Origin of the sequence: Mycobacterium montefiorense (genome assembly GCF_003112775.1) — a bacterium.
Lineage (GTDB): Bacteria > Actinomycetota > Actinomycetes > Mycobacteriales > Mycobacteriaceae > Mycobacterium > Mycobacterium montefiorense.
On sequence record NZ_BFCH01000008.1, the window covers coordinates 140,149 to 152,568 of the forward strand.

Annotated in this window: 13 protein-coding genes; 9 read left to right on the forward strand and 4 right to left on the reverse strand. The window is 65.2% G+C overall.

Annotated features, from left to right (window positions below; genetic code table 11):
* Nucleotide 1: 1 nt before the first annotated feature.
* Together DB708_RS06485 and DB708_RS06490 are read left to right on the forward strand one after the other, a co-directional pair.
* Nucleotides 2–922, forward strand: a complete 921-nt coding sequence (locus tag DB708_RS06485) for a class I SAM-dependent methyltransferase (protein WP_108921125.1) — start codon at nucleotides 2–4, stop codon at nucleotides 920–922.
* Nucleotides 923–934: 12 nt separating this feature from the next.
* Nucleotides 935–1,867, forward strand: coding sequence for a class I SAM-dependent methyltransferase (locus DB708_RS06490; RefSeq protein ID WP_108921126.1), 933 nt, complete (start codon nucleotides 935–937; stop codon nucleotides 1,865–1,867).
* Between the two features lie 4 nt (nucleotides 1,868–1,871).
* Here DB708_RS06490 and DB708_RS06495 read toward each other — a convergent pair whose 3' ends face one another.
* Nucleotides 1,872–2,537, reverse strand: a complete 666-nt coding sequence (locus DB708_RS06495) for a GNAT family N-acetyltransferase (RefSeq protein ID WP_108921127.1) — start codon at nucleotides 2,535–2,537, stop codon at nucleotides 1,872–1,874.
* Nucleotides 2,538–2,571: 34 nt separating this feature from the next.
* Nucleotides 2,572–3,948 (reverse strand): xylulokinase, encoded by a 1,377-nt coding sequence (locus DB708_RS06500; protein ID WP_108921166.1) that lies wholly within the window; start codon nucleotides 3,946–3,948, stop codon nucleotides 2,572–2,574.
* A 30-nt stretch (nucleotides 3,949–3,978) separates the two neighbouring features.
* Between DB708_RS06500 and DB708_RS06505 the strand changes: the two genes are divergently transcribed.
* From DB708_RS06505 to DB708_RS06515, 3 genes are read left to right on the forward strand one after another with little or no spacing between them, the layout of a single operon-like run.
* Complete coding sequence (locus DB708_RS06505) at nucleotides 3,979–4,959, forward strand: NAD(P)-dependent oxidoreductase (protein WP_108921128.1); 981 nt, start codon at nucleotides 3,979–3,981, stop codon at nucleotides 4,957–4,959.
* On the forward strand, nucleotides 4,956–5,621 hold the full coding sequence (locus DB708_RS06510) for an L-fuculose-phosphate aldolase (RefSeq protein WP_108921129.1): 666 nt from the start codon (nucleotides 4,956–4,958) through the stop codon (nucleotides 5,619–5,621). Before DB708_RS06505 ends, DB708_RS06510 begins: the two co-directional genes overlap by 4 nt.
* Complete coding sequence (locus tag DB708_RS06515; RefSeq protein WP_108921130.1) at nucleotides 5,618–6,535, forward strand: MBL fold metallo-hydrolase; 918 nt, start codon at nucleotides 5,618–5,620, stop codon at nucleotides 6,533–6,535. Before DB708_RS06510 ends, DB708_RS06515 begins: the two co-directional genes overlap by 4 nt.
* Nucleotides 6,536–6,714: 179 nt before the next feature.
* Here the strand turns inward: DB708_RS06515 and DB708_RS06520 are convergent, their stop codons facing one another.
* Nucleotides 6,715–7,566 carry a helix-turn-helix transcriptional regulator gene (locus tag DB708_RS06520; RefSeq protein ID WP_108921167.1) on the reverse strand — a complete coding sequence of 284 codons (852 nt, stop codon included), beginning with the start codon at nucleotides 7,564–7,566 and terminating at the stop codon, nucleotides 6,715–6,717.
* 75 nt (nucleotides 7,567–7,641) lie between these two features.
* Here DB708_RS06520 and DB708_RS06525 point away from each other — a divergent pair, with 75 nt between their 5' ends.
* Complete coding sequence (locus tag DB708_RS06525; protein ID WP_409347562.1) at nucleotides 7,642–8,286, forward strand: class I SAM-dependent methyltransferase; 645 nt, start codon at nucleotides 7,642–7,644, stop codon at nucleotides 8,284–8,286.
* A 34-nt stretch (nucleotides 8,287–8,320) separates the two neighbouring features.
* Here the strand turns inward: DB708_RS06525 and DB708_RS06530 are convergent, their stop codons facing one another.
* Entirely contained in the window at nucleotides 8,321–9,337 is a 1,017-nt protein-coding gene (locus tag DB708_RS06530; protein ID WP_108921168.1) for an agmatine deiminase family protein, read from the reverse strand.
* A gap of 359 nt (nucleotides 9,338–9,696) precedes the next feature.
* Between DB708_RS06530 and DB708_RS06535 the strand changes: the two genes are divergently transcribed.
* The 3 genes from DB708_RS06535 (at nucleotide 9,697) to DB708_RS06545 (ending at nucleotide 12,364) form a co-directional block, all read left to right on the forward strand.
* On the forward strand, nucleotides 9,697–10,320 hold the full coding sequence (locus DB708_RS06535) for a cupin domain-containing protein (protein ID WP_235616655.1): 624 nt from the start codon (nucleotides 9,697–9,699) through the stop codon (nucleotides 10,318–10,320).
* Between the two features lie 87 nt (nucleotides 10,321–10,407).
* Nucleotides 10,408–11,220, forward strand: a complete 813-nt coding sequence (locus DB708_RS06540; RefSeq protein ID WP_108921132.1) for an LLM class F420-dependent oxidoreductase — start codon at nucleotides 10,408–10,410, stop codon at nucleotides 11,218–11,220.
* A gap of 97 nt (nucleotides 11,221–11,317) precedes the next feature.
* Nucleotides 11,318–12,364, forward strand: a complete 1,047-nt coding sequence (locus tag DB708_RS06545) for an esterase-like activity of phytase family protein (RefSeq protein ID WP_235616656.1) — start codon at nucleotides 11,318–11,320, stop codon at nucleotides 12,362–12,364.
* Nucleotides 12,365–12,420: the final 56 nt, after the last annotated feature.

Below are 12,420 nucleotides of genomic sequence, written 5' to 3' on the forward strand. Positions count from 1 at the left end.
CATGACGAGCACCGACAGCAAGCGATTCGACGGAGACAGCTGGGATTTGGCGTCCAGTGTGGGAGCCACCGCCACCGCGGTGGCGGCCCGCCGGGCCATGGCTTCCAAGGGCCCCAACCCGTTGATCGACGATCCCTTCGCCGAGGCGCTGGTCAACGCCGTCGGTGTCGACGCATTCATCCGGATGATGAACGGCGAGGTCGAGCTCTCGCAGGACGATCCCGCGTTCACCCCGCAGCGGCTCAGCGAGGGCATGGCCGTGCGCACCCGGTACTTCGACACCTTCTTTCTCCAGGCCGCCGAGGCCGGTGTGCGTCAAGCGGTCATCCTCGCGTCCGGGCTCGACACCCGCGCGTACCGGTTGCCCTGGCCAGCTGGAACCGTGCTTTACGAGATCGATCAGCCCCAGGTGATCGAATTCAAGACCCGCACCCTGGCCGACCTTGGCGCGGCCCCGGCTACCGATCGCCGGGCGGTAGCGGTGGATCTGCGTGATGACTGGCCGGCCGCGTTGCGCGGCAACGGATTCGACTCATCGCAGCCGACGGCCTGGATCGCCGAAGGACTGCTTGGATACTTGCCGCCGGACGCCCAGGACCGCCTGTTCGACAACATCACCGCGCTGTCCGCGCCCGGCAGCCGCATCGGCACCGGCTACGTCCCCGACATTCGCGACCGTGTCCAGAAACGCGGTCGCGAGCTCAGTGAACGCTGGCGCCGCATGGGGCTGGATCTGAACTGGTCGGAGTTGGTCTACGACGGCGAACGTAACGACGTGGTGACTTACCTCAACCAGCGGGGTTGGCAGACCACAGTGAACAGCACGCCGGAGATGTACGCGCACAACGGTTTCGAGTTTCCTAACGAACCGTCGGTGGTCGCGTTCGGCGACATCAAATACGTCTCGGCGACGCTAGCATAAGGGGTCCTTGTCATGACACGCACCGAGCAAGACACCTGGGATCTGGCCTCGAGCGTAGGGGCGACTGCGACCTGGGTGGCCGCAGCCCGGGCAATAGCCAGCAAGAAACCCGACGCTCTGATCGACGACCCGTTCGCCGATCCACTGGTGCGCGCGGTGGGCGTGGACTTCTTTACCGGCGTGCTCGACGGTGAGATCACCGATGAGAGCGGCGGTATCGCTGCCGACGCCGACCTCGAGGCGGAGTTCAACTTGCAGCGGATGGTCGACATGATGGCCGTGCGCACCAGGTACTTCGATGACTTCTTCACCGACGCGACCGCCGCGGGTGTTCGCCAAGCGGTGATCCTGGCCGCGGGCCTGGACTCGCGTGCGTACCGATTGGATTGGCCGGCGGGCACCGTCGTTTACGAGGTCGATCAGCCGACCGTCGTCGAGTTCAAGTCCACCACATTGTCGAACCTGGGCGCCGAGCCCACCGCGCAGCGCCGGACCGTCGCCGTTGACTTGCGCGACGACTGGCTAAACGCGTTGCGGCGCAGCGGTTTCGACGAAACCAAGCCCACGGCGTGGAGCGCCGAGGGGCTGCTGATGTACCTGCCGCCCGACGCCCAGGACCGGCTGTTCGACGCCATCACGACGCTGAGCGCCCCGGGCAGCTGGCTGGCGACCGAATACCACCGCGATGGCGGCATGCCGCTGCTCGAACGGCGTGCCAAGGCGATGGCCAACCGCTGGGGGAAGTTCGGCTTCGACATCGACGTGTCCACCCTGGTCTATGACGGCGAACGCACCCCGGCCGCGGATTACCTGACCGCGCATCGCTGGTCGGTTTCGACGCGCACCCGCGCCGACATGTTCGCCGAGGCCGGGCTGTCCGTGCCGGCCGGCGACAGCGTGCAATCGCTGCAGAACAGCATCGCCGTCACCGCGGTGCGGGAGTAGCCGCCTAGGCCGGTTTGGCTGCCGGTGCGCGGACCACCAACGGTACGGCGGGAAAACACCACGCCAGCTCTGAGCGCGACTTGCGCAGCACGGCGGTGCCGTAACCGCGTTTGCGGTGGTCGGGGTGGATCCAGATCCGCACGTTTACTTCGCCACGGAGCAGCTCGCCGAAGACCATCCCGACCTTCTCGCCGGAATCGATGGCGACGAACCAGGCGGCCTCTTCGTCGTCCACCCTGCGCAGCGCCGCCCGGATCTCGTCGTCGAGATCGCCCGCCGGTCCGCCGGATCCGTCGCCGGCAGCGCCGATTTCTTCAGTGCGGGTGGCGAACAGGTCGCGGTCCTGGTCGGCGGAGAACGGCCGCAGCTCCACACTCTCCCCCGAACTCGCCGGGCGCTCCCCGAGGGTGAAGCTCAGCTGCTTGTTCAGGTCCTCGAGTTCGGCCAGGATCTTCCGGCGCGAATCGATGGTGAGCTGCTCGAAGCACATGCCCATCACCGCTTCGGCCGCGAGGTGGGAGGTGTCGAGCAATTTGACGATCGACTCGACCGCGGCTGCCTTGTTTTCCGACTCCACTACGACGTCGGCAATTTCATGCCGGCGTTCAAGAGCTTTCAACAGGGCGTCTGCGATCTCTCTCCGGGCGGCTTTGCGGTCCTGGTCAGTCATGGCACCAGACTAGAACGCCGAGCCGTCTACCGCGCTAGATCCTCGAGTCCGACGCCCGCGACGGCTGGTCGCCCAGTTCCAGGAACCGCCGGTAGCGGTCCTGCACCGCGGCCGCCCAGGCGCGATCGGGGTGGACAACGCGATCGGTGGAAACCCAGCGATCGGCGTCGGCGATCGACGTCTCCAGCCCGGCCGCCATCCGGCCCAGGAAGGCCGCGCCCAGCGCGGCACCCTCGGCCACCCCGGATACCTCCACCGGCCGGCCGGTGGCGTCAGCGATGGCCTGCATCCACGGCTGCAGTCGCGTCCCGCCGCCGGTGGCCACGATCCGCGACACCGGCGCTCCGCTGAGCTCGATGAGCTGACGGACAACGAAGCCAGACGCCTCGTAGGCGGCTCTGCGCAGCGCGGCAGGACCGTGGGTGAGATCAACACCATCCAGCACGGCCCGGCGGTCCGGGTCGTGGAACGGCGTGCGTTCCCCGCGAATGTAAGGCGACCACACCGGGACGCGGCGCGGATCGACCGACCCGGGGTCGCCCGGGCCGATCACGCGATCCACCCAGCCCAGGAACAGGCCACCGGCATTGCTGGCGCCACCGATCAGGCTCTTGCCGGGTTTGGTGTGCGGAATGGTCCACAACCCCGGCACCTGGCGGGACTCGGGGACGGTGACCCACACGATCAGCGTGGTGCCGCACATCACCAGCACTTCGCCGTCGCGATCGGCGCCGGCCACCATCTGCTCGCACAGCGCGTCGACGGCACCGATCGCCAGCACGGCAGCCGACCCGTGGACCTGCCCGACCGCGGCTCCGATCGTTTCGACCCGTGGCATCTGTCCGGCACTCGCCCCTCGTTCGGCGCAGGCCTGCGGATTCCAGCCAGTCCCGTCGAACAGCGGGTAGGAGGTGGCCGCGGTCGCGAAGTCGATCACCGCCTCGCCCGCCAGGGCGTGGTTGGCAACCGCCGGCGCCGGCCAGTATCCGGCCGCCCCGGGGACCTCGGCAGCCATCCAGCGCAGAAATTCGGCGGCCTCCCCCAACGCGGGGAGCGGCTGAACCCGTTCTTTCCCGGCCTCCACCGGCCGGCCGCGCTCGTCGCCGTACAGCAGTCCCGAAGTGATTGGCCGTCCCGCGGCGTCGACGGCGGCCAGCGAGGGAACCATCGCCGAGACAGCCACCGCGCGGACGTCGAGACCGGGAGTATGCCGCCGCACCTGATCCAGGGCAGCCACCGGACCGCGCCGCCACGCCTCGTCGGCGTCATGCTCCAGCCGGCCGGGGGACGGCACCCGCACTTGATGCGGGATGCGCACTCGCGCCGTCACCCGGCCGTCGGCGTCGGCGGCGACCGCTTTGACCGCCGTGGTGCCGATGTCGATGCCGACCGTGACGCCGTTACGTGACACGGGCGTCACCGTACGCCAGCATTGGCATTCGTGACATCAAGACCGCGCGCCCTGGTGACGGCGCCGCTGCGAGGTCCGGGGTTCGCCAAACTCCGGCAGCTGACCGATGTGATCTATGACCCTTGGATCGATCAGACCCCGCTGCGGATCTACAGCCCCGAGCAGTTGGCCGAACGGATCGCCGCCGAATCCGCCGACGTCGTTGTGGTGGAGAGCGACTCGGTGCGCGGCCCCGTGTTCGACGTGAGTCTGCGCGCTATCGCCTCCACCCGCGGCGACCCCAACAACGTCGACGTCGCCGGCGCCACCGCGGCGGGCATCCCGGTGCTGAACACGCCGGCACGCAACGCCGATGCGGTCGCCGAGATGGCGGTGGCGCTGCTGCTGGCCGCCACCCGCCATCTGTTGGCCGCAGACTCGGATGTCCGCAGCGGCAACATCTTTCGCGATGGCGTCATCCCCTATCAGCGGTTTCGGGGTTGGGAGATCGCCGGGCGCACCGCCGGGCTGGTCGGCCTGGGTGCCGTCGGGCGCGCGTTGCGCTGGCGGCTGTCCGGGCTGGGCATGCGGGTCATCGCCCACGACCCGTACCACGACGAAGCCCACCACAGCCTCGACGAACTACTGAGCGAGGCCGACGTCATCTCGCTGCACGCACCGGTCACCGACGACACCACCGGAATGATCGGCGCCGACCAGTTCGCGGCCATGCGCGACGGCGTGGTCTTCGTCAACACCGCCCGCGCGCAGCTGCACGACACCGATGCGCTGGTCGACGCGCTGCGCAGCGGCAAGGTGGCCGCGGCGGGCCTGGACCACTTCGTGGGCGAATGGTTGCCGACCGATCACCCTTTGGTGGGCATGCCCAATGTCGTGCTGACCCCGCACATCGGCGGAGCCACGTGGAACACTGAGGCCCGGCAGGCGCAGATGGTCGCCGATGATCTGGAAGCGTTGCTGTCCGGCAACACGCCCGCCCATATCGTCAACCCGGAGGTGCTCGGCCCATGACGTCGGTGAAATCCGTTGGCAACGCGGAAACCGCGGTTCTGGATGCGGCCAAGGACATGCTGCGCCGCGGTCTCGTCGAGGGAACCGCCGGCAACATTTCGGCGCGGCGCCCCGACGGCAACATCGTCATCACGCCGTCGTCGGTCGACTACCGCGACATGGAGCTCGATGACCTGGTGCTGGTCGACGCGGAAGGCGCTGTGCAGCATGGCAAGGAGGGGCGGGCGCCGTCGTCGGAGATGCAGCTGCACCTGGCGTGCTACCAGGCGTTCGACGACATCGGCAGCGTCATTCACAGCCATCCGGTGTGGGCGACCATGTTCGCCATCGCTCACGAGGCGATTCCGGCCTGCATCGACGAATTCGCGGTCTACGTCGGCGGCGACGTTCGGTGCGCCGACTACGCCGCGTCCGGCACACCGGATGTCGGGATCAACGCGGTCAAGGCGCTGGAAGGCCGAGGCGCCGCGCTGATCGCCAACCACGGCTTGGTCGCGGTGGGGCCGCGCCCCGACAAGGTCCTGCACATCACCGCACTTGTCGAACGCACCGCGCAAATTGTCTGGGGTGCACGGGCTCTCGGTGGTCCGGTACCGATTCCCGAAGACGTGAACCGCAACTTCGCCAGCGTCTACGGCTACCTGCGCACCAATCCTTTATGAGCCGTACACAGGTGGGGCGCGCCCGCGTGACACGGATCCTGGAGTTTCAGTTCGAGCTGGGCACACAGGCTTTCGCCAAGACCCCGCCGTCGGGTTGGCTCGACAACTCCGACCTGCTGGTGCCGGACTTCTTCGACCCGGACACCGATAAGTGGCGCATCGCGGTGCAAAGCTGGGTCGTCGAGGTCGACGGACTGACCGTCGTCGTGGACACCGGCGTCGGCAACGACCGTCAGCGACCGCACATGCCGCCGCTGGATCACCTGAATACCGGTTTCCTCAGCGCGTGGGACTCGGCCGGCATCGACCGCGCCGCCGTGGACGTGGTGATCAACACTCACATCCACTCCGACCACGTCGGTTGGAACACCATGCTTGATGACGGCGCCTGGGTGCCGACCTTTCCCAACGCCCGATATCTCGCGCCCACAGCCGATTACCGCTATTTCGCTCCCGATGGACCGGCGGCGCGGCAAACGCCGCGCACCGAGGCCGAGGCGGCCCAGCAGCATGGTGATCAGCTGGTGTTCGCCGACAGCGTGTTGCCCGTCGACGACGCCGGACAGCTCGTCGGATGGTCGGATGACTATCAGATCAGCCCGTCGCTGCGGCTGCGGCCCGCTCCCGGACATACTCCCGGCTCCTCGGTGCTGTGGCTAGATGCGGGGCAGTCCGCGGTGTTCGTCGGCGATCTCACGCACAGTCCGCTACAACTGCGCCGGCCCGCCGACCCCTGCGCGTTCGACGTGAATGCCGGCGCCGCCGCCGCCACCCGCCGCCGGATCTTCACCGAGGCCGCAGCAGCACACGCCACCGTGATACCCGCGCATTACCCCGGCCACGGTGGTGCGTCGATCCGCGCCGCCGGCGACCAATTCGAAATCGACGAATGGTTGGAGATTGAAAGGCTATGACTTATCGGGTGGTGGGGTTCTCGCTGATAGTCCCTCGATCGACGTTGCCGCGACCGACGATGTCGACGCGCTGATCGAGCTTGCGCCGGATTGTGTGAACTACACGCCCCGCGCCATCGACTACGACCTGGTGACCAGGATGCTGCGCTCCGGATCATCGGATCTCAGGGCGCGTTGGTCTAGGTGGCTCGCAGTCGCCAGTCGCGCGGCGGCATGCCGTGCTCCCGGTTGAATAATCGGCTGAAATAGCCGGGATCGAAAACCCCGACCCGGCGGGCGATCTCGGCGACCGGGAGATCGGTTTCTTCCAGCATGGTGCGAGCTTCGGCCATGCGGCATTCGATGATCCACTCCTGCACGGTGCGCCCGGTGCGCCGACGCACCACCGTGGTGAGATGCCCTGGCGTCATCCCAATTTCGTCGGCAACATCGCGCAGCGACAGGGCTTCGGCGTGACGGCGGTCGATCACCGCGAACACATCGGCCAGCAACGGCTCCCCGCTACGCCTCAGATCGGCGACCACGTCGCAAGCCAGCCGCGCGAGCTCGATCAGCAGCAGGGTCAGGTGCGCCAGCGCCGCCTGCCGGTGACCCTGGCGCCGGGCAGTGAGTTCGTTTTCGATCGACTCGATCGCGTTGTTCCACATGGATTGCCGCGCCGCGGGCACCTCCAGCCGCAGCACCCCACCGGAATGCCCGTGCAGGAACGGAAAGAGCAGCGGATGTCCCCGCCACGCCGGCCATGGCGATCGAGCGTCCTCGCCCAGCGCGGCGGGATCGAAGAACACCGCGACACCGGCCTCCAGGTTTTCCAGCTGGTTCGGGTCGAGCACCTCACCGGGAGCGGCCACATACACCACACCCGCCGCGGGCACGTACCACAGCGCGGGGAAGTCGTGGATATGACGACCCCGCTCGCCGAGGTCGCCCAGGTGGCGGTGCACCGACACCGGAGGTGTGTCCGGGCCGGTCCGATATTGATAGATCGGCACACCGCCGCGGAGGCTGATCAGCCGGGCTGCCTGCGTCATCATTGCAAAAGATAGTCCTATTTCTAGCAAGAATCAGCCAATTCTATAGCGAGCCAGTGATCCACTATTGATGTTGTGACGAAATATCATCCACATGACTACTTACCGGCGACCGGTCACGATGCGTTCCTACCCGCATACGACTTGATCGCACGCATGATGGGCTTCGACAGCGTCTATCGACAGCTGGTCGCCCAAGCTGATATCGCCGACGGTCATCGAATCCTGGACATCGGCTGCGGCACCGGGAATCTCACGATTCGTGCCAAGCGCACCCATCCCCGCGCGGACGCGGTCGGTTGCGACCCGGACCCGCGAATTTTGGCGGTTGCGAGGCGAAAGGCCGCACGATTGACCGGCATCCGCTTCGAACAGGGGTACGCCGAGCGACTTCCCTACACGGACGGCGAATTCGACCGGGTCCTGTCGTCGATGATGTTGCACCACATCAGCGCCGACGCGAAGCCGTCAGCCGCGGCAGAGATATTCCGGGTGCTGCGCCCCGGCGGCAGGCTGCACCTGGTCGACATCTCCGGCGACACGACAAACGGCGGCTTGACGGCGCGGCTCATCCGGCACAATCACCACGTGGCCGGCAACCTCGGCGACGCGATTCCCCAGCTGCTGGGTGCCGCAGGGTTCGACTACATCGAACTCGGCACCGAGCGGCGACGAATCGTCGGCCAACTCACCTACTACCGCGCCACCCGCCCCGCATAGTGCGGGTGAGCATCGGCGGCCGTGGACAGTTGATTCAGCCTGGGTCCGCAGAAGGTTGCTGCAAAGTGATGCTGTGAATACCGCCGCCACGCTCGAATAGTGGCCGGGAGTCGACCGTCACGACCTTCCTTCCGGGGTATTGCTCGGCGAGGATCGCCGCGGCGTTTGCGTCGTTGACATCATCGAAGCTGCAGGCGATCACGCCACCGTTGACGAGCAGATGATTCATGTAGCTGTAGGCCACGATTCCCTCGGCATCATTTGTCGTCGCGGGCGCGGGCATATCGGTGATCTCCCACCGCCGGCCGGCAGCGTCGTGACTGGCTTCCAGCGCTTCCCGAATCTCCCGGCAAACTCGATGATCTGGGTGTGCTTCGTTGCGCTGGGTGTGCAACAGCAATCGGCCGGGTGAGGTAACCGCAGCGACGAAGTCGACGTGCCCCCCAGTGCCGCCGAGTTCGGAGTCTAGGGTCAGGCCCCGGGGCAGCCAGACGGCGTGGGTTGCACCGATCGTGGCGGCCAGTTCAGCCTCGATGTGGGCGCGCGTGAAGCCCGGGTTGCGGCGGGGATCGAGCTGCACGGTCTCGGTGACCAGGACGGTGCCCTCACCATCAACGTGGATCCCGCCACCCTCATTTACCAGAGATGAACTCACTGTAGGAGTGCCGGCAATCTCTGCGACGAATCGGCCTGTGCGCCTTTCGCTGTGCCAATGCGCCCAGTCTCGGTCCCCCCAACAGTTGACCGCCCAATCGACAGCGGCCACAGCGCGGTCGCTGGTGCGCACGAATGTCGGCCCGATGTCTCGCATCCAAGGGTTGGTGACTGGGGCTTGGATGATGTCGATGTCTCGGGACAGGTAACGGCGCGCGGCGCGCATCTGGGTCGGGTTGACCAGCATGATCACCGGTTCGAATTCGGCGACGGCGTGAGCTACCGCCGCCCAGGTGAGTCGCGCTTCATGCCTTGACTTTTCGGTACTCCCCAGTGCCAAGCACCCAACAGGAAAAGCCATCCAGACCCGCTCTTGCCTGGCCCCTTCTGTGGGCATCTGGTAGCCGGCGGGTTCGCGCCGCTGCGATTGAGGGGCACGGCGCTCGCAGGGCTGATCTTCGTCCATCATCAAGCAACCTCAGCCATCCAGAGATGAACCGAATGTTGGCCGGTTTCTACCTCCGCTATCACCGACCAACCCCTTTAGCCGTCTGATCAGCGGCCAGCCCCGCTCCGCACACGCTTGAAATGATACGATTAAGTTGCATTTGATCCAATGTAGTCTTACTATTTCGATCGTTATGCCGCTGACAGTCGGCCCATCATTGACACCCATGCGCATCGCCGGGGCTCGCCGAGTGATGGACATCGACGTGTCAGGTCGACTCACCCGAATGGAGGCAACGCTTGGCACCGGTGGCTGTACCCGATCCAGACCCCGACGCGGAACCAACCTTCGGTTGTATCGGCAATCCGCCACCATCTGACACCACTATTCGACAACCTTGGCGTGTAGGCGGTCGACGAAATCAATTGCTCGCCAGCTGCTCTCGCTCCGTCAAGACGCTCGTGCGAGGCAAACCGAAGCCTGAGCAGCCGGGTCAGCTCCTTCAACGAGCACTGGCGGCGGTGCTGGTTTCGGCGGCGGTGACGACACTGGCCCCTGTCGCGTCAGCCACTCCCGGCTATGGGATTAACGCGGTGACACTGGCGCGTACCACACTGGATAACCGCGACTACATCCTCGTCGAGCTGACTCTCCAGCCAGGGGCCACTACTGGTTGGCATTGGCACAACGGGACTTTATTCGGTGCCATCCGGCGCGGCCAGCTCACGCACTACCGGGCTGACTGCAGGATTGATGGAATCTATGGTCCCGGCGATGCGATCACCGAACCCAGCGGACCCGAAAACGTTCACATCGGGCGCAATCTCGGGCTCACCCCGGTGCTGATGCAGGTCGTCTACATCAACCCAATCGGTAGCCCGCTGTCTGTGGGCACCCGCGACCCTGGCTGCGGGCTCGTCGACACCGAGTGAGAAACGGGCACCCGATTGCACGAGGATCCAATGACCGCCCGCGAGACGTGCCGTCCCTCAATGCCATCAAGAAAGAGAGCGGGCATAGTGACCTTTCCGATTCGCATCGGCGTGCAAGTACCGCCCTGCGGTACTCCGAGTTATCAATCATGGCGCGCCGCAGTACTTCTCGCAGAGGATGTCGGCGCTGACCTAATCTTCGGTTACGACCATTTCCACTCGCCTTCCTTCAGTACTGCTATTAACGCCAGACCGGTACTTGATGACCGCCAGCCCGATGTCAATCACTTCGAAGGTTGGACTGCGCTGGCCAGTTGGGGCGAGATTACCCACCGTGCGGAAATCGGCCTGCTCGTGACAGGCATCGGATATCGTAACCCCGACCTGCTTGCCGACATGGCCCGCACTGTCGATCACATTAGCGAGGGCCGCCTGATACTCGGCGTTGGATCAGGATGGTACGAAAAGGATTTCGCCACCTATGGATACGATTTCGGTAGCCTTAAGTCCCGTTTCGACCTTTTTGATGAGAGCCTGCTGCGGATCGCGAGACGCCTGGACTTGTTGATGCCGCCGCCGCTGCGCAGGATTCCCATCCTCATTGGCGGCTCAGGCAGTACACGCACCCTCCCGGCCGTCGCCCGTCACGCCGACCTCTGGCACACGTATCTGCCTATCGAGCTATTTCGTCAGGCGAGCGCCACTGTTGACGGCCTGGCAACACAGTTTGGTCGCGACGGCACAGATATCGAACGCTGCGTCGCATGGGCGGGGCCGGCCAGCGCGGACGCTTACCGTGATGCCGGTGCCACCAGCTTTATCGTCGACATCCGGTCCACAGCCGTTGGCTACGACTTGACCGAGCTCAGCAAGGCACTTGCCTGGCGCGAGGGCCAATAGTCCACTGCTCCAACGCTGTTCCAGATCAGTACGCACGGGTAATCGCTCGGGCTGTAGCTGGGTCGGCGTCGAGGAATGGTCGAAAGGGAGCGATATCTTGGAGTACTTAGGACAGAGGATTGTGCCGCACCGAGCGAAATTTGCCGGCACAGTCATAGGCGGCCTCTCATCGATCAGCTACGATCCTGGTCGCCATATCTACTACGCGATCAGCGACGACAGATCCGTGCTGAGTCCTGCCCGCTTCTATACCGTCCGGATTCCGTTGACCGAAAATGGTTTCGGCGAACCGAAATTCGTTGGCGTGCACCTGCTTCGCGATCGGTCCGGTCGGACTTTAGCTCCGTCGAACATCGATGCGGAGCCGCCGGTCATTGCACCCGATCCTGAAGGGATCGCATTCGATCGTAGGCGCCAACGACTGTACTGGTCCTCAGAGGGGAGCCGATTGCAATCCAATCGCCGAGGGTCAGCCCCCGTTGCTCTTGACCCGTGGATATGGGTGGCTAGTCTCGACGGCTGCTTCCTCGGTGAATTTGACCTTCCGCCCGGGTTGTCGATGTCAACGTCGCCGGGCATCGGGCCGCGCCGAAACCTTACTCTCGAAGGTCTGACAGTATCGCCCAGTGGCCAGTTCCTCTTTGCGGCGATGGAGGGGCCGGGCTACGCCGATGGCGATCCCCCGAATCACAAACACGGGGCGCTGACTCGAATTACCCAATTCGATATAGAGACCAAAACCCCTGTCGCCGAGTGGGCGTACCAACTCGAGCCGGCTACCCCACCCGCGGAGACGAACGGGCTCTCAGGCCTAGTAGCACTTTCGGACTCTTCATTTCTCGTTATCGAGCGCGCTGGAGTCGACAAGCCAGGCAAGCAAATTACGGTTCGCCTCTACCGAGCGGAAATCGGCGAAGCAACACAGGTGCTGGCCCGCCCGTCCTTCGTCGCTGACCCACCGACCCCTATCTCCAAATCGCTGGTCGCCGACCTCAATGCGATCCCTCGACTGACGCCACTGGATAATATCGAAGGCATTACGCTGGGGCCGATACTTCCTGACGGACGTCAGTCGGTCATCCTCGTTAGCGACGACAACTTCTTGGCCCACCAGGTCACTCAGTTTCTGATGTTCGCGCTCTGACACGCGCTACCCATTCGTCAACGCTCTCCTGAATCCTGAGAACGGCTGCAGCGCAA

Bases quoted from the DNA above. Each gene is read 5' to 3' on its own strand.
- DB708_RS06490 (WP_108921126.1), top strand. From the start codon at position 935: ATGACACGCACCGAGCAAGACACCTGGGATCTGGCCTCGAGCGTAGGG.
- DB708_RS06520 (WP_108921167.1), bottom strand. From the start codon at position 7,566: ATGACGCAGGCAGCCCGGCTGATCAGCCTCCGCGGCGGTGTGCCGATC.
- DB708_RS06530 (WP_108921168.1), bottom strand. From the start codon at position 9,337: ATGCCCACAGAAGGGGCCAGGCAAGAGCGGGTCTGGATGGCTTTTCCT.
- DB708_RS06495 (WP_108921127.1), bottom strand. From the start codon at position 2,537: ATGACTGACCAGGACCGCAAAGCCGCCCGGAGAGAGATCGCAGACGCC.
- DB708_RS06485 (WP_108921125.1), top strand. From the start codon at position 2: ATGACGAGCACCGACAGCAAGCGATTCGACGGAGACAGCTGGGATTTG.
- DB708_RS06515 (WP_108921130.1), top strand. From the start codon at position 5,618: ATGAGCCGTACACAGGTGGGGCGCGCCCGCGTGACACGGATCCTGGAG.
- DB708_RS06510 (WP_108921129.1), top strand. From the start codon at position 4,956: ATGACGTCGGTGAAATCCGTTGGCAACGCGGAAACCGCGGTTCTGGAT.